This window comes from Pseudoflavonifractor sp. An44 (assembly GCF_002161675.1).
GTDB classification, from domain to species: Bacteria; Bacillota; Clostridia; order Oscillospirales; family Oscillospiraceae; genus Enterenecus; species Enterenecus faecium.
Genome location: NZ_NFIH01000003.1, coordinates 73,860 through 97,807, shown reverse-complemented (window position 1 = coordinate 97,807; position 23,948 = coordinate 73,860). Strand labels below are relative to the sequence as shown.

Here is a 23,948-nt window from a genome sequence, read left to right as displayed (position 1 = left end):
TGGATTTCCCTTCGTGAATCGTATGAGATGACCATGCGGGAGCTGCGGGACCTGTTGGCCAGCCTCCAGGCGGAATACCCGGACATTACCCCGCCCTCGGTGGACGAGACGGGCAGCGGCTGCGGCAACGGAAATGGGCACAAACACGGAAATGGAAACCACGAATAGACAAAGAGCCCGGAAGGGAGCGGTTTCGCTCCCTTCCGGGCTCTTTCGTATGCTGTTTATCGGATAACCAGTTCGTCTCCCTGGCGGTCCACGGTGATGGTGCTGTCGGGGGTGACCTCTCCGGCGATGATCTTGCGGCCCACCAGATTCTCCACGGTGTGCTGCAAGTAACGGCGCAGAGGCCGAGCGCCATACATGGGGTCGTAGGCGGACTCCAGCACCAGGTCCTTGGCGGCGTCGGTGAGGACCACACGCAGCCGCTTGTCCTCCAGACGGCGGTTGAGGCTGTCCAGCTGCAAGTCGATGATGTGGAAAATGTTGTCCTTCGTCAGAGGCTTGTAGAACACGATCTCGTCCAGACGGTTGAGGAACTCAGGCCGGAAGGAGCGGCGCAGCAGCTCCTGCACCTGATTCCGGGCCTCCTCGCTGATCTCCCCGTCGGGCTGGATGCCGTCCAGCAGGAACTGGCTGCCCAGGTTGGAGGTCAAAATGATGACGGTGTTCTTGAAGTCCACGGTGCGGCCCTGGCTGTCGGTGATGCGGCCGTCGTCCAGCACCTGGAGCAGCACGTTGAACACGTCGGGATGGGCCTTCTCCACCTCGTCGAACAGAATGACGGAGTAGGGATGACGGCGCACCGCCTCGGTGAGCTGGCCGCCCTCCTCATAGCCCACGTATCCGGGAGGGGCTCCGATGAGGCGGGACACGGAGAACTTCTCCATGTACTCGCTCATGTCAATGCGCACCAGGTTCTTCTCGCTGTCAAAGAGGGCCTCGCTGAGGGTCTTGGCCAGCTCGGTTTTACCCACGCCCGTGGGGCCCAGGAACAGGAAGGAGCCGATGGGCTTGTTGGGGTCGGCGATGCCGGCCCGGGAGCGGAGGATGGCCTCGCTCACCAGCCGCACAGCCTCGTCCTGACCCACCACACGCTGGTGGAGAATGTCCTCCAGATGCAGCAGCTTCTCCCGCTCGCCCTCCATGAGCTTGGCCACGGGGATGCCGGTCCAGCGCTCCACAATGCGGGCGATCTCCTCTTCGGTGACCTTATCCCGGAGCAGATGATTCTCCTTCTGGTTGGCGGCAATGGCCTCCTCCTCTTGGAGCTGCTTTTGCAGGGCGGGGATGGTGCCATATTGCAGCTGGGCAGCCTTCTCCAGGTCGTACTCCCGCTGGGCCTTCTCCAACTGGGCGTTGGCCTGCTCCAGGTCCTCCCGCAGCTTCTGCACCTTGCCAATGGCGTTCTTCTCGTTCTCCCACTTGGCCTTTCCGGCGTTGAACTCGTCCCGCATCTCGGCCAGTTCCTTCTGGATGTCCGCCAGACGGGCACGGGACAGCTCGTCCTCCTCCTTCTTCAGGGCGGCCTCCTCAATCTCGTGCTGGATGATTTTACGGGAGATCACGTCCAGCTCGGTGGGCATGGAGTCCATCTCGGTGCGGATGAGGGCGCAGGCCTCGTCGATGAGGTCGATGGCCTTATCGGGGAGGAATCGGTCGGTGATATACCGGTCGGACAGGGTGGCGGCGGCCACGATGGCGCCGTCGGTGATCTTCACGCCGTGGAACACCTCATAGCGCTCCTTCAGGCCACGGAGAATGGCCACAGCGTCCTCCACCGTAGGCTCGTTGACCATGACAGGCTGGAACCGGCGCTCCAGAGCGGCGTCCTTCTCAATATACTGGCGGTACTCGTTGAGGGTGGTGGCGCCGATGCAGTGCAGCTCGCCCCGGGCCAGCAGAGGCTTCAACAGGTTGCCAGCGTCCATAGCGCCCTCGGTTTTCCCGGCGCCCACAATGGTGTGCAGCTCGTCGATGAACAGGATGATGCGTCCCTCGGACTTCTTCACCTCGTTCAAAACGGCCTTTAACCGCTCCTCAAACTCGCCCCGGTACTTGGCGCCTGCAATCAGAGCGCCCATATCCAGGGCAAAAATGGTCTTGTCTTTCAGGCCTGCGGGCACATCGCCTTTCACGATACGCTGGGCCAGGCCCTCGGCAATGGCGGTCTTACCCACGCCAGGCTCGCCGATGAGCACGGGGTTGTTCTTGCTCTTGCGGGACAAAATGCGGATGACGTTGCGGATCTCGTCGTCTCGGCCAATGACGGGGTCCAGCTTGTTCTGCCGGGCCCGCTCCACCAGGTCAGTGCCGTACTTTTTTAGAGCCTCATAGGTCTCCTCGGGGTTGTCGCTGGTGACCCGCTGGTTGCCCCGCAGGGCGGCCAGGGCCTGCATCACCTTCTCCCGCTCCAGGCGGTAGGTGGTGAGGGTGGGCTTGATGGTGCTGTCGGCCTTGTCCATCAGGGCCAGCAGCAGGTGCTCCACCGACACATACTCGTCCTTCATGCTGGTGGCCACTTCCAGAGCGGCGTTCATGGCCTGGTCCACACCGGAAGAGATATACACCTGGTCGGCTCTCCGGCCAGAGCCGGACACCTTGGGCAGCTTCTCCACCTCGTGGCGCAGGGCGGCGTCCAGAGACTCCACCGTCACCCCCATGTGGGTCAGCAGCTGAGGCACAAAGCCTCCCTCCTGCTCCACCAGGGCGCAGAGCAGATGCACCTGCTCAATCTGTTGATTTCCATATTCCGTGGCCAGGGTCTGGGCGGCCTGCACCGCCTCCAGGGACTTCTGGGTAAACTGATTCATATTCATAAGGCTACACTCCTTTGCATGGGGTGCTTGGGAGCCCCTCGACTCCCGCCCCAATCTGTTGTTTGACCTTAGTATACCTCTTCGCTAGGAAAAATCATGAACAGAGTGTAAACAATTAGCACTCTCTTTTCGAGAGTGCTAATTTTCTTTCTATTCCAGATAGGCCACCCCATACAGGCCAAACTCCTCCACGGTATATCCCGCGTCTCGGAAGGCGTCATAGCTGCTGACATGGATGATATAGGCGGTATTTGGGTCCAAATCGTTCCCATCCACTCCGAAGGTGTAGCGGCCAAAGGAGGAGACGCTGAGGTAGGGAGAGGGGTAGTTTGCATACTCCACGGTCTGGGCAAACTCCGGCTGTGGGGTCTGGTCATAAAAGAGGATGTGGGAGTAGACCACCGTGGAGTCCACCGCCACCGACTCAAACCCCTGCTCCTTGACATACGCCACCGCATCCCCCACCCCGTAGCGGAACTGGACGTCGATGTCGTCGTTATAGGTGGTGAAATAGGTGTTCACAAACAGCCCGAAGGCCACGGCATACACCGCCACCACCCCCCAGGGCAGCACCGGGTGGGCCTTACCAAAACCAAACACCCAGTCCACCCCAAAAGCCAGCAGGACCAGCAGGTAGAGGTGGAGGGAATTGGCTTTGTTGATGTTCCGATAGTCCAGGGACAGGCTCACCAAGGCGGCGCAGGCAAACCCCAACAGCAGCAGGCCCTCTCCGGTAAATCGGCGCTCCTTGGCGCCCCGTACCGCCCGAATGGCCATGCGCACGCCGCCCAGGATCATAAAGGGCCAACTGAACCGATAGAACATGCCATATTGGGGCAGGCTGTTCCAAATAAGTCCGTCCCCCTCCCCGAACACCATCTCCCCCAGGGTCTGGTAGGCCTCCAGGGAGAAGAGGTTGCGCCAATCCACCTCGGAGGTCCGCATGGACACCAGCCGGGGCACGGACAAAAACGGGGTGCGAATCTCCTCCAGCACCCCCAAATTCACCAGCACAAAGAGGAGAAGAGGCAAGGCCATCACAAACAGCAGGCCCACCGCCCCCGCCAGATAGGGGGTAAATGTTAATCTCTTCGTGTAGAGCAGGTAAAGGAGAAACGCCGCCAAAGTCAGGGGCAGCACCACCCAGAGGGTGGCGTAGGCGTACAGGGACAGGCCATAGAACAAGGCAGCCAGCAGCAGCCAGGGCGGGGAATCCAGCCCCCGCACCAGAAAATACAGCCCCAACAGCAGCAGCCCCGGGGCCAGATTGGACTCCAGTCCCCAGCGGCTGAGCATGATATGCCAGGGGCAGATGGCGGTGAGAAACAGCCCGATGAGGCCCACCCGCCGGGAGAAGAGCCGGGTGAGCAGCAGGTACACCACTGGGAGGCTCACACAGGCCAGAATGGCCTGGGGCAGGCGGATGGCCAACTCCGTGAGGCCCAGCAGGGCCACAAAGGGCATGGCCAGATAGCTCTCCAGCACATTCATGCCGCTGCCCCAGGAGATGAAGTAGCAGGGATTGGTGTACCCCCAGGAGTCCACCCCGTAGGTGAGCATGGAGTAGGCCTCATATCCGGCGTAGGCCTCGTCCTGGTTGAGCCCGCATGGCACCCCGCCCAGCTGCCACAGCCGCACCGCCACCCCAATCAAAACGAGAAGCAGGGGCAGCAGCCAAGTCCGCTGTGCCCCTTTTTCCAGTCGTATGCTCATTGGTTGCAGCTTCCGCAGTGCTTGGCGTGGTAGCGCACCACCAAGTCGCCCAGGGTGGTACCGTCCACCACGGCGGACACCGCCCGGTGAATCTCCTGCCACAGCTCGATGGTCACACAGTCCCCGCAGCGGTCACAGAAGCCGTCATCGGTGGCGCACTCCACGGGGGCCAAATCCCCCTCCAGAGGCCGGAGAATGTCGCCCACGGTGTACTCCTCCGGGTGACGGGTGAGAAGATAGCCCCCTCCGGCACCCCGCACCGAGCGCACCAGCCCAGCCCGGGACAAAGGTGTGACGATCTGCTCCAGGTATTTATCGCTGAGGTTTTGCCGCCCCGCCACATCCCGCAGGGAAACCGGGTTGTCCTCCCCGCCGTGGGCAGCCAGGTCCACCATCAGCCGCAGGGCGTACCGCCCTTTTGTGGAAATCTTCATATCCATACCCCCATAGTCCTTTGTCCTATAATACCATATGTTTGGTAGGATTTCAAGAGTGCTACCGGGGGTGCGTTCCATCTATTCTTAATAAAAGGAAGTTTTCCCCCAGCGGAGCGTCTTTGGAAGGGCGGTGAGAATCGGTATGCCCCCACCTGAAAAGGGGCAAACTTCTCTTGACGATTGGCTTTCCATTGGAGTATCATGGAGAAAACGATGCCAGGAGGGTGCGCCATGAAGAAAAAACCCGCTTTTTACCTGTTGGGCCTCGCCGCAGCCGGGGCCGGAGCCGCCGGAGGCATGGCTGCCGTGGGCAACCGCCTCTATGCCAAAGCCATGACCCCTCAGACCCGGGAGCCGGACTACCAGGACCCCAACGAGCCCCAGCGTGAGGGCCGGGCCTGGGCCAGAAAAGCCGAGGGCTTCCGCTCGGCCACCATCCAGGCCATTGACGGGCTCATCCTCTGGGCCGCTGTGGTGCCCGCTGACACCCAGACCCACCGCTGGGCCATCTGCGTCCACGGCTACCACGACACCCACGAGGCCATGGGTGCCATCGGCCTGCACTACCACCAGGAGGGCTGGAACGTCCTGATGCCCGACCAGCGGGGCCACGGCGAGAGCGAAGGCGACTACGTGGGTTGGGGCTACGACGAGCGGCTGGACCTGGTGGGCTGGATCAACTACATTCTCCGCCGGGACCCTGACGCAGAGATTCTCCTCCACGGTGTATCCATGGGGGCCGCCACCGTCCTTCTGGCCACCGGCGGGGCCTTGCCGGAACAGGTGAAGGCGGCGGTGTCCGACTGCGCCTATACCACCATCGAGGCCCAGATGCACCACGTGCTCCAGAACTTCCGGGAGGAATACATCCACGCCCCGGTGCCTATGCCCACCTCCGCCCTCTTCTCCATGCTGCGGAAAACCGCCCTGCGCCGGGCTGGATATGACCTGCGGGACGCCGCCCCCATCCAGGCGGTGGCCCAGTCCAAAACCCCCACCCTGTTCATCCACGGCGTGGAGGACGACTTTGTCCCCTCCTCCATGATGGGAAAGCTGTACCAGGCCGCCAAGTGCCCCAAGAGCTTTTTGTGGATGCCCGACGCCGGACACGCCAACGCCGTGGGCACCAACCCCCGGCTGTACTGGACGGCGGTGGACACCTTCCTGCAAGATTATTTCCCCACCGGAGATTGATTCCTTCCCCGGCCCACTCCTGTGGGTCGGGGAAGTTTTTTCTTTTTCTCAATTACCGATTGACAAGGTAGGTAAAAAGGCGTATCATATAACCAACCAATTCAGTAGGTTTTAATTCGATGCATCAGGAGGAATCCGTTATGGCACATATCTATACATCTGCCCATCAGCTCATCGGTCACACCCCGCTGTTGGAGTTGACCCACATTGAGGAGAAACTGGGCCTAAAGGCCAAGATTCTGGCCAAACTGGAGCTATTCAACCCCGCCGGGTCGGTGAAGGACCGGGTGGCCCTGACCATGATTGAGGACGCCGAGGCCAGCGGGGCTTTGAAGCCCGACTCGGTGATCATCGAGCCCACCTCGGGCAACACCGGCATTGGACTGGCCGCTGTGGCCGCCGCCCGGGGCTATCGCATGATCGTGGTGATGCCCGACTCCATGTCCATGGAGCGCCGCCTGCTCATGACCGCCTACGGGGCCGAGCTGGTGCTCACCCCCGGGGCCAAGGGCATGGCCGGAGCCATTGCCAAGGCCGACGAACTGGCCGCCGAGATCCCCAACAGCTTCATCCCCGGCCAGTTTGTCAACCCCTCCAACCCCAAGGCCCACCGGGAGACCACTGGGCCGGAGATTTACGACGACACCGACGGAAATGTGGACATTTTCGTGGCTGGTGTGGGCACCGGCGGCACCATCACCGGGGTGGGCGAGTATCTGAAGTCCCGCAACCCCAAGGTGCAGGTGGTGGCAGTGGAGCCCTCTGACTCCCCCGTCCTCTCCGGCGGCCAGGCTGGCCCCCACAAGCTCCAGGGCATCGGGGCAGGCTTTGTGCCTGAGGTGCTCAACACTCAGGTTTATGACGAGGTGTTCCCTGTCACCAGTGAGGAGGCCTACGCCGGCGGGCGACTCATGGGCCGCAGCGAGGGCGTGCTGGTGGGCATCTCCTCCGGTGCCGCGCTCCACGCCGCCATCGAGGTGGCCAAGCGCCCGGAAAACGAGGGCAAAACCATTGTGGTCCTCCTGCCTGACACCGGGGACCGGTACCTGTCCACCCCCATGTTTACCGAATAAAGAGATAGGAAAGGAATCCTACCATGCAGATTTACGCTGATAACGCCGCCACCACTCGCCTGAGTGACACGGCGCTCAACGCCATGCTCCCCTACCTCCAGGGCGAGTACGGCAACCCCTCCAGCCTCCACTCCGTGGGCCAGCGGGCCCAGGAGGCCCTCACCGAGGCCCGCGCTCGCATTGCCGCCCGGCTGGGCTGCCAGCCCACCGAGGTGATTTTCACCTCCGGGGGCAGCGAGGCGGACAACCAGGCCATCCGCTCTGCCGCCGCCTTTGGCAAGCTCAAGGGCAAGACCCACATCATCTCCACCGCCTTTGAGCACCACGCCGTCCTCCACACCTTGGAGGCCCTGGAGAAGGAGGGCTTTACCGTCACCCTCCTGGACGTCCACGAGGACGGCATGGTGTCCGCCCAGCAGGTGGAGGAGGCCATGACCCCGGAGACCTGTCTGGTGACCATCATGTACGCCAACAACGAGATCGGCACGGTGCAGCCCATCGCCGAGATTGGGGAAGTGTGCCGCCGCCACGGGGTGCTCTTCCACACCGATGCCGTCCAGGCCGTGGGCCACCTGCCGGTGAACGTGGCCGAGCAGAACATTGACCTTCTGTCTCTGTCCGCCCACAAGTTCCACGGCCCCAAGGGCATCGGGGTGCTGTACGCCCGCCGTGGTGTGCCCATCTTCCCCCTCATCCACGGCGGCGCCCAGGAGCGGGGCCGCCGGGGCGGCACCGAGAACATCCCCGCCATCGTGGGTATGGCTGCCGCTCTGGATGAGGCCTGCGACCACCTGGAGGAGGACACCGCACAGCTCTGCGCCCTGCGGGAGCGACTGATTGCGGGGCTGTCCAACATTCCCCACTCCGTGCTCAACGGCCACCGGGAGCACCGACTGCCCGGCACCGTGAACTTCTGCTTTGAGGGCATCGAGGGCGAATCTCTCCTGCTGCTGCTGGACGACAAGGGGGTATATGCCTCCTCCGGGTCCGCCTGCACCTCCGGCTCCCTGGACCCCAGCCACGTGTTGCTGGCCATTGGGCGCCCCCATGAGATCGCCCACGGCTCTCTGCGGCTCTCCCTCTCCCCGGACACCACCCAGGAAGAGGTGGACTATATGGTGGAGGCCGTCACCGATGTGGTGGCCTATCTGCGCTCCATCTCCCCGGTGTGGCGCAACCTGGAAGCAGGCATTCAAGAATTTATCATCCAGTGAGGTATTTACTATGGCTTTATACAGTGAAAAGGTAATGGACCACTTCCGCAACCCCCGCAATGTGGGGTCCATGGAAAACCCCAGCGGCGTGGGCGAGGTGGGCAACGCTAAGTGCGGCGACATCATGCGCATCTACCTGAAAATTGAGAATGACATCATTGTGGACGTGAAGTTCGAGACCTTCGGCTGCGGCAGCGCCATCGCCTCCTCCTCCATGGCCACCGAACTCATCAAGGGCAAGCCCGTGTCCGAGGCCCTCACCCTCACCAACCAGGCGGTGGTGGAGGCTCTGGACGGACTGCCCGCCCAGAAGGTGCACTGCTCCGTGCTGGCCGAGGAGGCCATCAAGCTGGCCTTGAAGGACTACTACGACAAGAACGGCATCGAGTACGACCACAGCCAGTTCCCCTGCTGCGACAGCTGCGGCCACTGCCACGCCCACTAAGGCCCCATGTTGGTATCCACCCGAGGCCGCTACGCCCTGCGGGTGATGGTGGACTTGGCCCAGCACCAGAGCCAGGGCCCCATCCCCATGAAGGATGTGGCGCAGCGGCAGCAGATTTCCCTCAAGTACCTGGAGAAAATCCTCCCGGTGCTGTCCAAAAATGGTTATATTGTGGGCACCCACGGCAAGGGGGGCGGCTATCAGCTCACCCGGGCCCCTGATGAATACCGGGTGGGGGATATCCTTCGGCTCACCGAGGGGGACTTGGCCCCGGTGGCCTGCCTGGAGGCGGGGGCGGCCCCCTGCCAGCAGCGGGACACCTGTCCCACCCGCTCGATGTGGTGCGAGTTGGGGCGGCGGGTCAATGAGTACCTGGACAGCGTCACCCTGGCGGATTTGATGAAATAAACAGCTGCGGGGCAGAAGACTGTAAGTCTCTGCCCCGCAGCTGTTTTTAGTCGCTCACGATCATCACCACCAGCGTTCCCCGCTCCACAGTAATCCGGGCAGGGCCGCCCAAAAATTCGTTGCTCACCCCCAGGGGCACCTGGACGGTCATGGTGGCCCCGTGCAAGGGGTACTTCAATCCCTCCAGGGTCACTCCATGGGCGGGCTCGCCCAGACAGAAGATGGACAGGGTACGCCCGGTCTCTCCCTCCAGCTCCAGGGTGCCGTTGTGCACCGCCGTCACCGTCATGCCGGGGCCCACCAGCTTTCCCTGGCCTCCCTGCTCCACGAGGCCGCACAGCAGCTGCACGTTGGCCAGGGTGTGGTCCAACCTTCCACCTAAGGAGCCGTAAATGTGGAAGTTGCGGTATCCCCGGCTCCATCCTTCGCTGAGGGCCAGGGCGGTGTCCGTGTCGTCCTTCTCCGCCGGGTGGCGGACGATGTGGGGGTGGGGGGGCACATAGCCCAGGGAGTCAAAGTCCCCCACCACCAGGTCCGGGTCCACCCCATGGGCCTGCATCTGGCGAAAGCCTCCGTCAGCGGCAATGCACAAATCCCCGGGCTGGACGTCCGGCCACTGAGTTCCGTACTCTCCTGAGGCAAAAATATAACAAATGGACATGGTTCTCTCCTCGTTTCTCAGTCTTGACCCAACCGTTCCAGCAGCACTCGCCGCACGGTCTGGGGGTCTGCCTTCCCCTGCAATTTCCGCATGGTCTGGCCCACCAAATAGCCGAAGGCCTTTTCTTTCCCGCCCCGCCAGTCCGCCACCGACTGGGGGTTCTCCTCCAGAACCTGGGCCACAGTGTTCTCCACCAGTTCCACATCCTGCACCTGCTCCAAGCCGTGGGCAGACACGTATTCGTCCACATCTCCGTCGGTGTCAAACACCGCTTCAAATACCTTCACCGCCGTGTTCCGGTTCAGTTTTCCCTCACCTACCAACTGTATGAGCCGGGCCAGGGTCTTGGGAGTGATGGTCAGCCCCTCCGGGCTGAGTCCCCGGGCAGACAAGGCCCCCAGCACCTCTCCCATAATCCAATTGGCCCCCTGCTTGGGAGGCGTACCCAGGGCAATGAGTTCCTCAAAGAACCGGGCCAGGGCCGGGTGGCTGGTGACCATCTGGCAATCGTAGTCCGGCAGCTGGTACTGCTGGGCGTAGCGTCTCCGCTTCTCCTCCCCCAGCTCGGGCAGGTGGTCTCGGATGTCCTGGATGTACTCCTGGGACAGCACCACCGGTGGCAGGTCCGGCTCGGGAAAGTAGCGATAGTCCCGGGCCTCCTCCTTGGAGCGCATGGAGAAGGTCTCCCCCCGCTCCTCGTCAAAGCGGCGGGTCTCCTGCACCACCCGCTCCCCCCGCTCCAAAAGGGCCATCTGCCGCTGGCTCTCATATTGAATGGCCCGGGCAATGGCCTTAAAGGAGCCCAGGTTCTTCATCTCGGTGCGGGTGCCCAGGGTGTCCCGCCCCACCGGGCGCACGGACAGGTTTACATCGCACCGCAAGGAGCCCTCCTCCATCTTGCCGTCGGACACACCCAGGTATTGCAGCCGCTCCCGCAGCAGCTCCAGATAGGCCACCACCTGCTCCGGGGTGCGAAAGTCCGGCTCGGTGACGATCTCCAACAGGGGCACCCCGCAGCGGTTGAAGTCGCACAGGGTCTCCCCGGTCTCAGGGTCGTGGTATAGCTTCCCGGCGTCCTCCTCCATGTGGATTTCGTGTATGCCGATGGTGGTCCCCGCCACCTCCACCCGTCCACAAGTGCACAGGGGGGCGTACAGCTGGCTGATCTGGTACCCCTTGGGCAAATCCGGGTAAAAGTAGTTTTTCCGGTCAAAGCGGCTCACCGGGGTGATGGAGCAGCCCAGGGCCAGCCCCACCTTCACCCCGTACTCCACCACCTTCTCGTTGAGCACCGGCAGCGCCCCGGGCAGGCCCATGCACACGGGGCAGCACTGGCTATTGGGGGCAGCGCCAAAGGCGGTGGAACAGCCGCAGAAAATCTTACTCTCGGTGGACAGCTCCACATGGGTCTCCAGACCCATGATGATTTCCCAATTCATCGCCCTTCGCCCCCTCTCGGTACGCTTTTATGATGGTCCGTCTCCTGCTGGTAGGCATAGGCGGTGTTGAGCAGCATCGGCTCCCCAAACCGGGGCCCCATGAGCTGGGCTCCCACGGGCAGCCCCTGCCCGTCCACCCCGCAGGGCATGGACAGGGCGGGCACCCCCGCCAGATTGGCGGGGACGGTGTACAGGTCGGACAGATACATCTTCATGGGGTCTCTGAGGCTCTCCCCCAGCTTGGGTGCGGTGTTGGGGGTGACCGGGGTGAGGAGCACATCACAGGCGGCAAAGGCCCGCTCCAGGCCGACCTTCACCTGCTCCTTCACCGCCAACGCCTTTTTGTAGTAGGCCTCGTAGTACCCGGCACTGAGCACAAAGGTGCCCAGCAAAATGCGCAGCTTGGCCTCTTTGCCAAAGCCCTGGCTGCGGGTGTTCTCATACATCTGGGTGAGGGTTTTGTACTCCTCCGCCCGGAATCCGTACTTTACTCCGTCATACCGGGCCAGATTGGAAGAGGCCTCCGCCGAGGCCAGCACGTAATAGGCGCCAATGACCTGTTTCAGCTCCGGAATGGACACCTCTGTGAGGACAGCCCCCCGGTGCTGGAGCACCTTTGCCACCTCCTGCACCCGCTGGGCCACTTGAGGGTCCAGCCCCTCCCCGAAGCACTCCATAGGCAGGCCCACCCGCAGGCCCCGAATATCCCCGTTGAGGGAGGCCAGCAGCCCTCCATAGTTGCCGTCCACGGTGGTGCTGTCCCGGCGGTCCTTCCCCTGGATGAGGTCCAGCACAGCGGCGCAGTCGGCAGCGTCCCGGCACAGGGGCCCCACCTGGTCCAAGGAGGAGGCGTAGGCCACCAGTCCATACCGGGACACGGTGCCGTAGGTGGGTTTTAACCCTGTGAGACCGCAGTACCCCGCAGGCTGGCGGATGGAGCCCCCGGTGTCGCTCCCCAGGGCGTACCAGGCAAAGCCCGCCGCCACCCCGGCGGCGCAGCCGCCCGAGGACCCGCCGGGCACCCGGCTCTCGTCCCAGGGGTTACGGGTGGGGCCAAAATAGGAGGTCTCGGTGGTGGAGCCCATGGCGAACTCGTCCAAGTTCCCCTTGCCCAGGCATACGCCCCCGGCATTTTGTACCTTCTCCACCACGGTGGCATCATAGGGGGGCATATAGCCCGCCAACAGCTTGGAGCCGCAGGTGGTTTTTATCCCCTGGGTGCACAGGTTGTCTTTTAACAGGAGAGGCACCCCGTACAGGGGCGAAAGCCCCGGTTTCAGGCCCTTTTGGAGGGTTTCCGCCCACTCCATGGCCTGCTCTTCCAAAACCGTGATGCAGCTGTTCAGGGACTTGTCCCTCTGGGCGATCTCCTCCAGAGCCGCCTTTGTGGCCTGGGGGATGGTCACGTCTCCCGCTGCGATGGCCCGGCCCAGCTCCAGGGCGGTGAGATGAGTGAGATTCATGCTCCGTCCCCCTCTCCCACGCTTCTGGGGGTCACCACATACCCGTCCCGCACCTGTGGGGCGTTTTCCAGCAGCTTGTCCCGGTCCAGGGAGGGCGCCACCCCGTCCGGGCGGAAGGGGACGGCGGGGGGAGCCTCCGCTGCTTCTCCATCCTCCACCTGGGAAAGGGCCTGTAGATAGCCCACCATCTGCTCCAGCCGTCCGGCCAGCTTCCCCTCCTCCTCCGGGGTGAGAGAGAGCCGGGCCAGGCGGGAGAGCTTGCGCACCTGCTTGCTTGTCTCTTCCATGGGTGTCCCTCCAAAAAAGACGCCCCAAGCCGTGAAACAACCACAGCTGGGGCTTGTTTTGGATATTTTACACCCGACCTGTGGGCTTTGTCAATGCGCGGCCACACTCTAGTCAGGGGCGTAAGTTTATGGTACACTAGAGGCAAGAAGATCACCGGAGAGGAGCCGACTGTATGTTATCTTGGGAGCAGCTCAACGAGACCTGTCAAGCCTGCCGCCAGTGTCCCCTGGCGGAGACCCGCCACCACGTGGTGTTCGGGGTGGGACCCCAAAACGCCCCCATTATGCTGGTGGGCGAGGGCCCGGGGGAACAGGAGGACTTGCAGGGCATCCCCTTTGTGGGCCCGGCGGGTCAGCTGCTGGACGACATGCTCTCCCTCATCGGCCTGAGCCGGGAGAAAAACGTGTACATCGCCAACATCGTCAAGTGCCGCCCGCCCCACAACCGGGACCCGCTGCACACCGAGCAGGACGCCTGCATCGGCTACCTGCGCAACCAGGTAGCCCTGCTGCGCCCCAAGATCATCGTCTGTCTGGGCCGCATCGCCGCCCAGCGGCTCATTGACCCCGGCTACAAGATCACCCAGCAGCACGGCCAGTGGGTGGAGAAGGCCGGGGTGGCCATGACCGCCATCTACCACCCCGCTGCTCTGCTCCGGGACCCCTCCAAGAAGCCGGACACCTTCGGGGACCTGCGGGCCATCCGCTCCAAGGCCCGGCAGCTGTGCCCCCAGGTCTACGACTCCTCCTCGCTCTGAGGCAGCAGATTCATAATGGAGATCTCATAGGCGGTGCGGGTCTGGCGCTCCCCCTCCACCATCTTGTGGTATTGACGGCTCTGGAGCCGTCCCTCCAGGCGCAGCCGGTCCCCCACCTCCATCTGGGCGCAGCGGTTTGCCACCGACCCCCAGGCGATGCAGGGTAAGTAGTCCGCCCGCCCATAGGGGCGGTTCACCGCCAGCAACAAATCGCAGATCTCCCGGCCCAAGGGGGTACGGCGGGCCACCGGGGGCTTGCACAGGGCGCCCGCCAGCAGCAGGTGGTTCTCCCCTTCCCGGCAGTGGGCCTGGAGCACCTCCCGCACCAGCATGGTGATGACCAGGCGGCTGCCCTGCCCCGAGCGGTTGTTGTAGGAGCGCACCTCGCCCCCCACCTCCAGCCAGTTTCCCGGCTGCCACAGCTCCTCTTGGGGCTGGGACACCACCAGATTCACCACGTCCTCGGCTCCCGACAGGCGGGGCACCCGGAAGGGCACCAGGTAGTAGTCCACCCCGTGGTTGTGGTGGGACAGCTTGGGAACGGCCAGAACTTCTCCCCGCAGCATCCCCTGATTTTCTCCTTTTACTTGGCTCATGACATCACACTCCATGGGTAAAATCTGTTGGAGTGTATGCGTCCGGGGGCCAGAGTATGACCGTTGACATTCCCAGACACGTCAGTATAATATATGGCATACCCCTATAAAGGAGGGCTGCATATGGAGGTACAACTGACACGCAAGCAGTTCCGACGCTTGCTGGACATGGTGTATATCGGCAACTGGGTGCTCAACTCCACCCGGGGCGACGACCGTTTTGAGGACTACGACCAGGTGGAAAGCCTGCTCTTTGCCCAGGCCGCCCGAGAGGGCATGGAGCCCTTGGCGGAGGTGTACCACGGCGAGATCGTACCCTCCAGGGCCTTTGCCGAGGGCGGGATTCACGAGGCCATCATGGAATATGAGAACAACGTGTTCTTCGACATTCTGGCCGAGGACCTGGCCCGGCGGGATATGAACTATGTGCCCATCGACGAGAGCAACCAGCAGGAGCTCATGGAGCGCATGGACGCCTATATCGACGAATTTGAGGCCCACGGCACCGAAAACATCACCATTGAACATTGAAAAACTTCCACAGTCCAGGGATGGGCTGTGGAAGTTTTTTAGCTTCTGGAGGAAGGCTACCCCCTCCTGGGCTCCCCCTCTGGGGCTACTCCGGCGGGGGCGGCGTTCCTGTCGCCAAAGGCCACCGCTGCACTCCTTGTTGCGCTGGGGTAGGGGCCGTGGCTTGCCCGGCCCGTGGGTGCCTCGATGTTGCCCTAGAAAATTCGGGAGGGGCAAGCCCCTCCCCTACGCCCGGCCAACCAGCGAATGGGAGGAATCCTGCCAGGAGCACGGCCTGGAGTACACTACGGTCAATCCCCCCAAGGAGCTGACGGAGGCGGTGGACCAGGCCATGGAGGAGCTGATTGAAGCCCAGGTGGGTGAGATTCAATATTACTTAGACGAGTGAATAAATAGCAAGAGTGCGGGAGAAAGTCGAACTTCCTCCCGCACTCTTATTTTGTGTCATACCTTACAGTTTGTATCTGCCATATTATCTATCTTGCAATTTTTCCAATGCGTTTAAAATTTCTTTTACGTCCTCATTTTCAGGATATTTTAGACGCAATCTTTCTATTTTAGGTATCGTAATTTGCACCTCCTGAGCAGCTTGCTTTTCAGCCAGGTTATACAGCCCCATGGCGTATTGAACATTCATCTCCTCGTTGTCAGAGTACATACGGTATAACTTTTCTAAATGTCGTATCGTTTCTAGGACTTCCCCAACCGCCTGTCTATCAGAAAGGTTCACCAGCCCCTTAGCATACTCAAGGGCTATCTTCTGGTTCCCTGAATACTGCTCATGTAACTCCGCTAACCGCTCTATCGTGGCTTCCGCTTCCGCTACATCTTGATCACAGGACAGGTTGAATAGCCCCCAGGCATACTGGAGAGCAATTTCCTCATTCCCACAATACCGTTCCTGTAGTGCCCTTAGCCGCTCTACAGTGACTTGCGCTTCCTCTACCTTCTGATCACAGGACAGGTTGAACAGCCCCTTGGCATACTCTAAGGCAATCTCCTCACTCCCAAAATACCGTTCCTGTAGCTCCTTTAACCGCTCTACAGTGACTTCTCTTCCCTCCAATTCCTGCTTATTGGTTAGATTGAACAGCCCCCGGGCATACCGGAGAGCAATTTCCTCATTCCCATAATACCGTTCCTGTACTTCCCTTAACCGCTCTACGCTGGCTTCCGCTTCCGCTACATCTTGATCACAGGACAGGTTCACCAAACCTTTGGCATATGTAACGGCAATCTCTTCATTCCCAGAATACCGTTCCTGTAGTTCCCTTAATCGCCCCATGGTGGTTTTTACTTCCTCTAACTCTTGCTTGGCGGTCAGGTTTGCCAGCCCCTGGGCATATGCAAGGGCAATATCCTCATTCCCATAATACCGCTCCTGTAGCTCCCTTAACCCCTCTACGCTGACTTCCACCTGCTCTAATGCTTGCTTGGCGGTCAGGTTCACCAGACCCTGGGCATATGCAAGGGCAATATCCTCATTCCCATAATACCGTTCCTGTAGTTCCTTTAACCGCTCTACGGTGACTTCTCTCCCCTCTATCTCTTGATCACAGGATAGGTTGTACAGCCCCTGGGCATACAATAGTGCATCCACTGGTAGCTTTCCACCTACTTCCCACAATCTCTTTAGCCTATCAACTGCGAGTACATTATGTGTATTTGAAAGCCCTGCCACATTCACCCACATCATCCCATATATCCTTATCGTCCCCGTGAAAGGGCAGAGCATATTCTTCCAAAATGCCTCCATATCCTCCAGTTTATCATGATAATCCAAATACATATGAAACACAAACGCCACAATTCTCCCCTTTGCCTGCCACCCATCCGGGAAGAGCAACTGCAACACTTCTGGCTCCTCCAGGTGCTGGAGCACAAAATACTCCCCCAACAGGTCCGGTTTTAGTCCAGCCAGTTCTGTTCCTTGGAGCAATCCCGCCTGTCGAAGCATTTTTTTCTCCAATTTCGCACAATTGAATGCATTTGCCTGGACCTGAACCTCACTCCACAGATGGGGATATTCCTGGGCCACTTGCTCCGGGGTAATCCCATCCCAAATGGTAGCCACCAGACGCAATTGACAAAATACTTCGGACAAGTCGTACAATTTTGGTCCTAGTTTCTCCTCAAAATACTCATTTTCCCGTTGCAGCACATAGTCCAGAACCGCCTTCTGTCCCCACTTCTCTGGCTTTTCTCCATTGGCCCATGCATCGGTGAGAAACATAGCATACAGGGGGCGGCGCAATTCTGGGTCCGTGGTTTTCAAGGTGTCCAGAAGCTGCTGGCCCTTGGCTTCTGGCAGGTTCTTTCCCACCGTGGCCGCAAAATCTGTCATGATGCAGAGAAGTTCCTCCTCCTGCAAAGGCTCCAGCTGTAAAAAAGGCTCCCTCCAACAGGATTGGCGGACAAGGGTAACCCGACCCACCTCGGCTCTTAATCCACTCCCCCAGGAGCTGCTATCCAGATTTGCACCGTCCCGCTCCAACAGGAGAAGCCGCACCGGGACCAGGTGGGGCTTCTGGGCCAGTTGTTCCATCCAGTGTCCCAGGGGCCCCAAATAGGCCTGGGCATAGTCCACCACCACCAGGGTCTTGGTGGGGATGGGCAGGGTGTCCAAGTGGTCCATATGGGCGGAGTTGAGCCACAGCACGTTCCACCCCGAGGCCTCCATCTCCCGCCCGAACTCATACACCAGGCGGCTTTTCCCTGCGCCGCCCGCTCCGGTCACTGCCCACCAGCGAAAGGCCACATGCTCCTGTCCGCAAAATTCCCGCAGCTGCTCCAGTTCCTTCCGTCTGCCATGGAAGGAGACCGACCCACTTTTGTAGTGAAAGCGGCTGCTGGGGCTCTGGTCGGGTAACGCCCCCACGTGGGTGGACAGGGCCTGATAGGCAGTGGGGTTCCGGTCCTCCAGCAGCTTTTCCAGGATAACCCGAACCGCCTCGTGCCGCCCCTTTGGATAAAACAGGGCACGGATTCCCCACTGGTCCCTCAGCTGCCTGGCCCGTGCGGCGGCATCCTTCTTATTTGTGCGCTCCAAAATGGCATAATGGGTCACCCCGGGATGCAGCTGTACCACTTCCTGCAACAAGTTCAAATATTCATCTGCTTTCAGGCTGCATCCCAAAAACAGCAGCATTTTCCCCGAAAACCACGCCTGTAGATTGGTTACCATGGGAGTCCCCGGCTGGTAGGCCTCCTCATACTGCCGCTTTCCAAAGATGATGGAGGAATACTCCAGGGTTTCGCTTCCGATGTCCCCGTGGAGCTTCAGCAGGCCGTGGCGCTCTCCCTGCCGCAATTGGTCTTGCAATTCCTGGCGGTTGGGCAAAATCTTCGTGTCAAACTGACACCCTTGCATGTGGTACACCGTCTCCAGCACCCGGTCAAAGTTGGTGGTCACCGCAGGCTTTCCTGGAAACAGCAGGGGCAGCAACCAGACGCTCTGATGGTGCAACTTCTCCTTGTGCTCCGGGATTTTGGCGGCGGAGAACAGCTCCAGCAGATGATCTGCCATCCCTCCTTCTCCCCAGTAATCTTCCAGGGCCTGTGCCGCCTCCAGCAGCTGGGGCCTTTCCCCCTCTACCATATCTAAAATATCGCTTTTTGTCTCCGGTACTGCCACCTGTTCCGCCAGTCCTTTCAGGGCCTTGGGCCACAGAGGATAGCCAGGCACGGACAGGCCTGCCCCCACAAAGGGAATCAGTTTGCCACAGTCCCGTTTGATATGGTCATAAACCATTTTATTATCGGGATAGCAGTTCATAATTTCCATAAAAGTGATGGCTGCCATGGCTCGATTTCCTCCTGTCTGTACCGTCTATTTTATCCATTTTACACCATGGCCATCCCACACGCAAGGTTTGACAAAAAAGAATGCGGAAGGTCCTACAGAAGACCTTCCGCATTTCATTTTTTGATTTTTTATTTCTTCTTCCGCTTCTTCTCAAAGAAGTCCCGCACCGGGGTTGCCGGAGCGGGGGACCCTTCCCCCATGGTGCGGGCGTACTCCTTCAGAGCGTCCCGCTGCTCATTGGTGAGGTTGGTGGGCACCTGTACTTTGATGAGCAGGTACTGGTCGCCCCGGCCCCGTCCGTGGACATTGGGCACACCCTTGCCCCGCAGGCGGATGGTGGTGCCGGGTTGGGTCCCGGCGGGCAAGTTGTACTTGACCTTGCCGTCAATGGTGTCGATCTGCAACTCGGCGCCCAGAGCGGCCTGGGTGAAGCTCACCTTCTGCTCCAGGTACAAATCGTACCCGTCCCGCTGGAAGCGGGGGTCGGGAATCACCGAGATGTTCACCAGCAGGTCTCCGGCGGGGCCGCCGTTTTGGCCCTCGTTGCCCTGGCCGCGCATGGAGATGGACTGTCCATCGTCGATGCCGGCGGGGATCTTCACCTTGATCTTGCGGGGGCGGCGCACCTGGCCGTCTCCGTGACAGTCGGGACAGGGCTGGTGGATGATCTTACCGGTGCCCCGGCACTTGGAACAGGGGGCGGTGGTGGTAAAGGCGAAGCCGCCTGCACCCCGCTGGATGCGCACCTGGCCGGTGCCGTGGCAGTCGGGGCAGATCTCAGCGGTGGTGCCGCTGGCACAGCCCGAGCCGTGGCAGGTGGTGCAGTTTTCGGTGCGGTTGAGGCTGATCTCCTTCTCCACGCCTCGCATGGCCTCCTCAAAGGTGATGGTCATGTTGACACGCAGAGAAGCCCCCCGCTTGGGGGCGTTGGGGTTGGCCTGGCGCTGACCGCCGCCAAACCCGCCAAAGCCGCCGCCGAAGAAGGAGCCGAAGATGTCGCCCAAATCCACGTCGCCCATGTCGAACCCCCCGAAGCCGCCGCCTCCAAAGCCACCGGCTCCGAAGTTGGGGTCCACTCCGGCGTGACCGAACTGGTCATACTTGGCTCGCTTGTCCTTGTCGGACAGCACCTCATAGGCCTCGTTGACCTCCTTGAACTTCTGCTCTGCCTCTGCATTGCCCGGGTTCAGGTCAGGGTGATACTGCTTGGCCAGCTTGCGGTAGGCCTTTTTCAATTCATCGTCCGAGGCGGTCTTGGACACGCCCAGGACCTCATAATAGTCACGTTTTTGTTCTGCCATTGTATGTCGTCACCTCACTGGGCAGGATAAATAAACCTGCCACAAGCGGGGTGGTTTGATGCACCCCGCTTGTGAAACCCGGTCAATTACTTACTTGTTGTTGTCGTCGTCCACGACCTCGTAGTCGGCATCCACCACATTGTCGTCGCCGCCGTTGTTGGTGGCGCCAGTGGCACCGCCGGCAGCGCCGCCCATGTCGGGGCCGGGCTGAGCGCCAGCCTGGCTATACAGCTTCTCGCTGACGGCGTAGAACGCCTTAGTCAGACCCTCGGTGGCGTCCTTGATGGCCTGGGTGTCGGTGCCCTTCAGGGCCTCCTTGACACGGTTGAGCTCGCCCTCGATGTTGGCCTTGTCGCCAGCATCCAGCTTGTCGCCCATCTCCTCCAGGGTCTTCTCGGTCTGGTAGACCATCTGGTCGGCCTGGTTACGGGTGTCCACTTCCTCCTTGCGGCGGGCGTCCTCAGCAGCGAACTGCTCGGCCTCCCGCACGGCCTTCTCCACGTCCTCCTTGGACATGTTGGTGGAGGAGGTGATGGTGATGTTCTGCTCCTTGCCGGTGCCCATATCCTTGGCGGTGACGTTGACGATGCCGTTGGCATCGATGTCGAAGGTCACCTCGATCTGAGGCACACCGCGGCGGGCGGGAGCGATGCCGTCCAGGTGGAAGCGGCCCAGAGTCTTGTTGTACTGCGCCATCTCACGCTCGCCCTGGAGCACGTGGACCTCCACGGAGGTCTGGTTGTCGGCGGCGGTGGTGAAAATCTGGCTCTTCTTGGCGGGGATGGTGGTGTTGCGCTCGATGAGCTTGGTCATCACGCCGCCCATGGTCTCAATGCCCAGGGACAGGGGAGTGACGTCCAGCAGCAGCAGGCCCTTGACGTCGCCCACCAGCACGCCGCCCTGGATGGCAGCGCCCATGGCCACGCACTCGTCGGGGTTGATGCCCTTGAAGCCCTCCAGGCCAGTGATCTTCTTCACGGCCTCCTGGACAGCGGGGATACGGCTGGAGCCGCCCACCAGCAGCACCTTGTGCAGGTCGCTGGACTTCAGGCCGGCGTCGTTCATGGCCTGGCGCACGGGGCCGGTGGTGGCCTCCACCAGGTGAGCGGTCAGCTCATTGAACTTGGCACGGGTCAGAGTCAGCTCCAGGTGCTTGGGGCCGGTGGCGTCAGCGGTGATATAGGGCAGGTTGATGGAAGTGGAAGTGACGCCGGACAGCTCGATCTTGGCCTTCTCGGCGGCCTCCTTCAGGCGCTGCATGGCGACCTTGTCACCGGTGAGGTCGATGCCCTCGGCCTTCTTGAACTCAGCGGCCATCCAGTCCATGATGCACTTATCGAAGTCGTCGCCGCCCAGACGGTTGTTACCGGCGGTGGCCAGCACCTCGATGACGCCGTCACCGACCTCCAGCACGGACACGTCGAAGGTGCCGCCGCCCAGGTCGTAGACCATGATCTTCTGGTCGCTCTCCTTATCCACACCGTAGGCCAGAGCGGCAGCGGTGGGCTCGTTGATGATACGCTTGACCTCCAGGCCGGCGATCTTACCGGCGTCCTTGGTGGCCTGACGCTGAGCGTCGGTGAAGTAGGCGGGGACGGTGATGACGGCCTCGGTGACGGTCTGGCCCAGGTAGGCCTCTGCGTCCGCCTTCAGCTTTTGCAGGATCATGGCGCTGATCTCCTGGGGGGTGTACTTCTTGCCGTCAATGTTCACCTTGTAGTCGGAACCCATCTCACGCTTGATGGAGATCACGGTGCGGTCGGGGTTGGTGATGGCCTGGCGCTTAGCCACCTGGCCCACCATGCGCTCGCCGTCCTTGGAGAAGGCCACCACGGAAGGAGTGGTGCGGTTGCCTTCGGCGTTGGGGATGACGACGGCCTCGCCGCCCTCCATGACGGACACACAAGAGTTAGTCGTACCAAGGTCGATACCAATAATCTTAGACATAATAATTCCTCCTAAATATATGGCAAATATGTTTTTACAAAGGGTAATATATGAATCAGTTGGCCACTTTTACCATGGCAAACCGAATGACCTTATCCCCGCAGGTAAAGCCCTGCTGGAACACTTCCACCACCGTGTTCTCCTCGGCGGCGTCGTCCTCCACATGCATCACGGCATTGTGGCGGTTGGGGTCGAAGGTCTCGCCCAAAGCGGGAATCAGCTCCACACCCAGGCCGCTGAGGGCATCCTGAAGACCCTTCATGGTCATCTCCACGCCCTTGGCGTAGGCCTCGTCGGTGGTCTGCTGCTTCAAAGCCCGCTCCAGGTTGTCGTACACCGGAAGGAAGGCGGCCACGGTCTGGGCCTTGGCATTGGTCCAGGCGCTCTCCTTCTCCTTGGCGGTGCGCTTGCGGTAGTTGTCGTACTCGGCGGCCAGGCGCAGGTATTTCTCCTGGGCCTGGGCCAACTGATCATCCGCCTTGGGCGCTCCGGTCTCCGGCTGGTCGGCCTTTGGGGCCTCGGGCTGGGTGTCGGGCTGCGGCTCTTCCACCAGCTCCTCTTTCTCCACCTGGGGCTCCAGGTTTTCCTTGTTCACGTTTTTCTCATCCATGGGGTACTATTCCTCCTTTTCGCCAATGGCTGGGGGCAGTTCTCCCTGTCCAAAGAGCTTGGACAGGCCGTCTGCCACGTAGGACAGCTTGGCGGCCACCTTGGCGTAATCCATGCGGGTGGGCCCCACCACACCGATGACGCCTTTCATGCCGTCTCCGATGTCGTAGCTGGCCAGCACCACGCTGGTATCCTTTAATTCATCGGCCACGTTCTCGGGCCCAATGAGGATTTTGGTGTTGTCTTCACTGAGGGCGGGCAGGTCCAGCACGTTGGCCAGGGCCTGCTCCTCATTGAGGTAGCTCATGAGCTTCTGGGCTTTGTCCACGTCCCGGTACTCCGGGTGGTCTAAAATGTGGCTGGTTCCGGCGGTGTACACCGGGCCGTGCTCCAGGGCGTCCAGCACCTCCATGGCAAAGGACACCACCAGGGAGATGAGGCCATAGGCACTGCCAGCCGCGTGTTCCGCCACCCGCATCAGTTCGGGGGTCAGCTCCTCCAGGCTCTTGCCCACAAAGGAGGCGTTGAGCAGGGTGGTGAGCATTTGCAGCTGGGGCTGGGACAGGTCGGTGGGCAGGCGGATGAGCTTGTTTTTCACCACGTTGCTGTCCGTCATCACCACCACGATGAACGAGTTGGTGTCCACCATGATGAGGTCATAGCGTCGGATGGTGGTGCGCCGCCGCTCCCCCGCCAAGGCAAAGGCGGGATAGTTGGTCAGCTGGGACACCATGCGCCCGGCCTGGTCGATGACCTTGTCCAGCTCCTGCATTTTCAAATGCAGGGCGTCGTTGATCTGCTTCGTCTCCTCCAGACTCAGCCGCTGTTCCTCCATCAGCTCGTTGACGTACAGCCGATACCCCTTGGGGGACGGCACCCGTCCGGCGGAGGTGTGGGGCTGCTCCAGATACCCCATCTCGGTGAGGTCGGAGAGTTCATTTCGAATGGTGGCGGAGGATACCTTTAAATCCGCCAGTTCCAAAATCGCCTTGGAGCCCACCGGCTCGGCGGTGCGGATATAGCTTTCCACCACAGCCCGCAAAATTTTCTTTTTTCGTTCTGTCAGGTCCAAGCGGCATCCTCCTGTTCTCTCGTATTAGCACTCACTATCCCCGAGTGCTAAAGATACTGTACCACCACCCCCGTGAATTGTCAATAGTTCAGTTGTAAATTAAATGTGAATGGAAATGGGGGATAAAACACACAGGGTTTTTTGCAGTATTCCAGGCCGATTGCTAACAATTCCCG

At 60.9% G+C, this 23,948-nt stretch carries 22 protein-coding genes; 9 read left to right on the top strand and 13 right to left on the bottom strand.

Going from position 1 to position 23,948, the window contains the following annotated elements:
- The first annotated feature begins 27 nt into the window (after window positions 1-27).
- The gene (locus tag B5F98_RS12890; protein ID WP_158099752.1) at window positions 28-168 is read left to right on the top strand and encodes a hypothetical protein; all 141 of its coding nucleotides are present in this window, start codon (window positions 28-30) and stop codon (window positions 166-168) included.
- A gap of 56 nt (window positions 169-224) precedes the next feature.
- Here the strand turns inward: B5F98_RS12890 and clpB are convergent, their stop codons facing one another.
- The 3 genes from clpB to B5F98_RS02420 form a co-directional block, all read right to left on the bottom strand.
- Window positions 225-2,819, bottom strand: coding sequence for an ATP-dependent chaperone ClpB (gene clpB, locus B5F98_RS02430; protein WP_087369458.1), 2,595 nt, complete (start codon window positions 2,817-2,819; stop codon window positions 225-227).
- A gap of 150 nt (window positions 2,820-2,969) precedes the next feature.
- Window positions 2,970-4,532 carry a glycosyltransferase family 39 protein gene (locus tag B5F98_RS02425; protein ID WP_087369457.1) on the bottom strand — a complete coding sequence of 521 codons (1,563 nt, stop codon included), beginning with the start codon at window positions 4,530-4,532 and terminating at the stop codon, window positions 2,970-2,972.
- Window positions 4,529-4,966, bottom strand: a complete 438-nt coding sequence (locus B5F98_RS02420) for an Rrf2 family transcriptional regulator (RefSeq protein WP_087233459.1) — start codon at window positions 4,964-4,966, stop codon at window positions 4,529-4,531. The genes B5F98_RS02425 and B5F98_RS02420 overlap by 4 nt, the downstream gene beginning before the upstream one ends.
- A gap of 234 nt (window positions 4,967-5,200) precedes the next feature.
- Here B5F98_RS02420 and B5F98_RS02415 point away from each other — a divergent pair, with 234 nt between their 5' ends.
- From B5F98_RS02415 to B5F98_RS02395, 5 genes are all read left to right on the top strand, one after another.
- Window positions 5,201-6,163 carry an alpha/beta hydrolase gene (locus B5F98_RS02415; protein WP_158099751.1) on the top strand — a complete coding sequence of 321 codons (963 nt, stop codon included), beginning with the start codon at window positions 5,201-5,203 and terminating at the stop codon, window positions 6,161-6,163.
- A gap of 140 nt (window positions 6,164-6,303) precedes the next feature.
- Entirely contained in the window at window positions 6,304-7,236 is a 933-nt protein-coding gene (gene cysK / locus B5F98_RS02410) for a cysteine synthase A (RefSeq protein WP_087369455.1), read from the top strand.
- A 23-nt stretch (window positions 7,237-7,259) separates the two neighbouring features.
- Window positions 7,260-8,450: a cysteine desulfurase NifS gene (gene nifS, locus B5F98_RS02405; protein ID WP_087369454.1), complete on the top strand. Its 1,191-nt coding sequence runs from the start codon at window positions 7,260-7,262 to the stop codon at window positions 8,448-8,450.
- 10 nt (window positions 8,451-8,460) lie between these two features.
- The gene (nifU, locus tag B5F98_RS02400) at window positions 8,461-8,895 is read left to right on the top strand and encodes a Fe-S cluster assembly scaffold protein NifU (RefSeq protein WP_087369453.1); all 435 of its coding nucleotides are present in this window, start codon (window positions 8,461-8,463) and stop codon (window positions 8,893-8,895) included.
- A gap of 6 nt (window positions 8,896-8,901) precedes the next feature.
- Window positions 8,902-9,303, top strand: coding sequence for an RrF2 family transcriptional regulator (locus tag B5F98_RS02395; RefSeq protein WP_087369452.1), 402 nt, complete (start codon window positions 8,902-8,904; stop codon window positions 9,301-9,303).
- A gap of 46 nt (window positions 9,304-9,349) precedes the next feature.
- Here B5F98_RS02395 and B5F98_RS02390 read toward each other — a convergent pair whose 3' ends face one another.
- From B5F98_RS02390 to gatC, 4 genes are read right to left on the bottom strand one after another with little or no spacing between them, the layout of a single operon-like run.
- Entirely contained in the window at window positions 9,350-9,964 is a 615-nt protein-coding gene (locus B5F98_RS02390; RefSeq protein WP_087369451.1) for a thiamine diphosphokinase, read from the bottom strand.
- Between the two features lie 17 nt (window positions 9,965-9,981).
- On the bottom strand, window positions 9,982-11,403 hold the full coding sequence (gene gatB / locus B5F98_RS02385; protein ID WP_087369450.1) for an Asp-tRNA(Asn)/Glu-tRNA(Gln) amidotransferase subunit GatB: 1,422 nt from the start codon (window positions 11,401-11,403) through the stop codon (window positions 9,982-9,984).
- Window positions 11,400-12,866 (bottom strand): Asp-tRNA(Asn)/Glu-tRNA(Gln) amidotransferase subunit GatA, encoded by a 1,467-nt coding sequence (gatA, locus tag B5F98_RS02380; protein WP_087369449.1) that lies wholly within the window; start codon window positions 12,864-12,866, stop codon window positions 11,400-11,402. Before gatA ends, gatB begins: the two co-directional genes overlap by 4 nt.
- Window positions 12,863-13,153, bottom strand: a complete 291-nt coding sequence (gene gatC, locus B5F98_RS02375; RefSeq protein WP_087369448.1) for an Asp-tRNA(Asn)/Glu-tRNA(Gln) amidotransferase subunit GatC — start codon at window positions 13,151-13,153, stop codon at window positions 12,863-12,865. The genes gatA and gatC overlap by 4 nt, the downstream gene beginning before the upstream one ends.
- 173 nt (window positions 13,154-13,326) lie before the next feature.
- On the opposite strand from gatC, the gene B5F98_RS02370 reads away from it, so the two are divergent.
- Complete coding sequence (locus B5F98_RS02370) at window positions 13,327-13,911, top strand: uracil-DNA glycosylase (RefSeq protein ID WP_087233489.1); 585 nt, start codon at window positions 13,327-13,329, stop codon at window positions 13,909-13,911.
- Here the strand turns inward: B5F98_RS02370 and B5F98_RS02365 are convergent.
- A complete protein-coding gene (locus tag B5F98_RS02365) occupies window positions 13,890-14,507 on the bottom strand; it encodes a single-stranded DNA-binding protein (protein ID WP_087369447.1) in 618 nt (205 codons plus the stop codon). The two genes, B5F98_RS02370 and B5F98_RS02365, sit on opposite strands and share 22 nt — an antisense overlap.
- Before the next feature lie 123 nt (window positions 14,508-14,630).
- Here B5F98_RS02365 and B5F98_RS02360 point away from each other — a divergent pair, with 123 nt between their 5' ends.
- Together B5F98_RS02360 and B5F98_RS02355 are read left to right on the top strand one after the other, a co-directional pair.
- Window positions 14,631-15,038 carry a hypothetical protein gene (locus B5F98_RS02360; protein ID WP_087233495.1) on the top strand — a complete coding sequence of 136 codons (408 nt, stop codon included), beginning with the start codon at window positions 14,631-14,633 and terminating at the stop codon, window positions 15,036-15,038.
- Between the two features lie 178 nt (window positions 15,039-15,216).
- Window positions 15,217-15,426, top strand: coding sequence for a hypothetical protein (locus B5F98_RS02355; RefSeq protein ID WP_143482714.1), 210 nt, complete (start codon window positions 15,217-15,219; stop codon window positions 15,424-15,426).
- 84 nt (window positions 15,427-15,510) lie between these two features.
- Here B5F98_RS02355 and B5F98_RS02350 read toward each other — a convergent pair whose 3' ends face one another.
- From B5F98_RS02350 to hrcA, 5 genes are all read right to left on the bottom strand, one after another.
- Window positions 15,511-18,840: an SIR2 family protein gene (locus B5F98_RS02350; RefSeq protein ID WP_087369445.1), complete on the bottom strand. Its 3,330-nt coding sequence runs from the start codon at window positions 18,838-18,840 to the stop codon at window positions 15,511-15,513.
- Window positions 18,841-18,971: 131 nt separating this feature from the next.
- Window positions 18,972-20,144 (bottom strand): molecular chaperone DnaJ, encoded by a 1,173-nt coding sequence (gene dnaJ, locus B5F98_RS02345; protein WP_087369444.1) that lies wholly within the window; start codon window positions 20,142-20,144, stop codon window positions 18,972-18,974.
- 90 nt (window positions 20,145-20,234) lie between these two features.
- On the bottom strand, window positions 20,235-22,091 hold the full coding sequence (gene dnaK, locus B5F98_RS02340; protein ID WP_087369443.1) for a molecular chaperone DnaK: 1,857 nt from the start codon (window positions 22,089-22,091) through the stop codon (window positions 20,235-20,237).
- 55 nt (window positions 22,092-22,146) lie between these two features.
- On the bottom strand, window positions 22,147-22,701 hold the full coding sequence (gene grpE, locus B5F98_RS02335) for a nucleotide exchange factor GrpE (protein ID WP_087369442.1): 555 nt from the start codon (window positions 22,699-22,701) through the stop codon (window positions 22,147-22,149).
- A 6-nt stretch (window positions 22,702-22,707) separates the two neighbouring features.
- Entirely contained in the window at window positions 22,708-23,772 is a 1,065-nt protein-coding gene (gene hrcA, locus B5F98_RS02330; protein WP_087369441.1) for a heat-inducible transcriptional repressor HrcA, read from the bottom strand.
- Window positions 23,773-23,948 lie beyond the last annotated feature (176 nt).